The sequence below is a fragment of the Methylobacterium sp. WL18 genome, from assembly GCF_008040015.1.
Taxonomy (GTDB): domain Bacteria; phylum Pseudomonadota; class Alphaproteobacteria; order Rhizobiales; family Beijerinckiaceae; genus Methylobacterium; species Methylobacterium mesophilicum.
Genome location: NZ_VRVD01000843.1, coordinates 1 through 1,684, shown reverse-complemented (window position 1 = coordinate 1,684; position 1,684 = coordinate 1). Strand labels below are relative to the sequence as shown.

Genomic DNA, 1,684 nt, shown 5'->3' with positions numbered 1-1,684 from the left:
CCGCCGAACGGCGCGACCGCCGGGCCGCCCCGGCGAGGCTGCCGGCATCGATGATCGCGACGAAGAGGGCGAGTTCGTCCAACCGGTCCATCGATTGTTGCAGTCCGTGAAATTCTGAGTGTCAGACATTCCGGATTTTCGGCGTGCGCTGCAAGGGCGATAGTCGGGTCGTTGCTGGAGACCCCGACGATGTCCGAACCCGACCTCACCCTCTACGGCCTGCGCCTCTCGGGCCATTCGCACCGCGCGGAACTGTTCCTGTCGCTGCTGGGGCTGCCCTATCGGTTCGTCGAGGTGGCGAGCGCCGAGCAGCGCACTGCAGCCGAGTTCCGCCGCCTCAACCCGCTGGGCCAGATCCCGGTCCTGACCGACGGCGCGACCGCGATCCCGGACAGCAACGCGATCCTGGTCTACCTCGCGGCGCGCTACGCAGCCGGCGGCGGCTGGATGCCGGCCGATCCGCTCGGCGCGGCCGAGGTCCAGCGCTGGCTCTCGATCGCCTCCGGGGAGGTGCGCACCGGGCCGGCTTTGGCCCGGCTGATGGTGGTGTTCGGTGCCCGGGCCGACCGCGCGGCCGTGCACGCGACCGCCGCGCGGATCCTCGGTTTCATGGACGGACACTTGGCCGAGCGCCGGTACCTCGCCGCCGACCGGGCGACGCTCGCCGACATCGCCTGCTACTCCTACGTGGCCCACGCCCCCGAGGGCGGCGTCTCGCTCGCGCCCTATCCGGCCGTGCGGGCCTGGATCGCCCGGGTCGAGGCCCTGCCGGGCTTCATCCCGATGCCCGCCTCTCCCATCCCCGAACAGGCGTGAGGCGTGCCATGGCCACCTTCCATGCGGACGAGGCGACTGCCCAGGCGCGGGCCGGCCACATCCTCGGCGAGACCCCGGCGATCCGGTCGTTCATGCCGGATCAGCACCGCGGCTTCTTTGCGGGCCTGCCGTATCTCCTGGTCGGGACCGCGGATGCCAGCGGCGCGCCGGTCGCGACCCTGCTGACGGGAGAGACCGGCTTCGTGCACAGCCAGGACGCGACCCATCTCGCCATCTCGGCGGCGCTCGACCCGGCCGACCCTGCGTCCCGGTTCCTGATACCGGGCGCGGAGACCGGGATCCTGGGCATCGATCTGGCGACCCGGCGGCGCAACCGTGCCAACGGCCGCATCGTGCGCCGCGACCGGGACGGCCTGACCGTGGCGATCGACCAGAGCTTCGGCAATTGCCCGCAATACATCCAGCGACGCGACGTCGAGCCGATGCCGCGCCAGCCGGGGCCGACCGAGATCCTGTCGGCCCTGGATGCGGAAGCCGGCGCGTTGATCGACGCCGCGGACACGCTGTTCGTGGCGACCCGGTCGCGGGACGGGCTCCGGGACGGCGGCGCCGACATCTCGCATCGGGGCGGGCGGCCGGGCTTCGTCCGGCGCCGCGGCGACGTGCTGACGGTCCCGGATTTCTCCGGAAACCGCTACTTCAACACGCTGGGCAACCTGGTCGGCGAGCCGCGTGCGGCGCTGCTGTTCCTCGACTTCACCAGCGGCGACCTTCTTGTCCTCCAGGGCCGCACCACCATCGACTGGGCCGGCGCCGACGCCGCAGGGCTCCTGGGTGCGCAGCGATCCTGGGCGTTCACGATGACAGCGGGCTGGCGGCGCCGGGCGGCGGTTCCCCTCCGCTGGAG

The 1,684-nt window shown here is 72.1% G+C and carries 2 protein-coding genes and 1 pseudogene; 2 read left to right on the top strand and 1 reads right to left on the bottom strand.

Features of this window, described 5'->3' with window-relative positions:
* Nucleotides 1-91: pseudogene (locus FV228_RS34915) on the bottom strand (LysR family transcriptional regulator); the annotation flags it as partial.
* Between the two features lie 98 nt (nt 92-189).
* On the opposite strand from FV228_RS34915, the gene FV228_RS28920 reads away from it, so the two are divergent.
* Nucleotides 190-816: a glutathione S-transferase gene (locus tag FV228_RS28920; protein WP_147857614.1), complete on the top strand. Its 627-nt coding sequence runs from the start codon at nt 190-192 to the stop codon at nt 814-816.
* A gap of 8 nt (nt 817-824) precedes the next feature.
* The coding region (locus tag FV228_RS28915; protein WP_147857613.1) for a pyridoxamine 5'-phosphate oxidase family protein at nt 825-1,684 on the top strand (860 nt) is incomplete at its 3' end.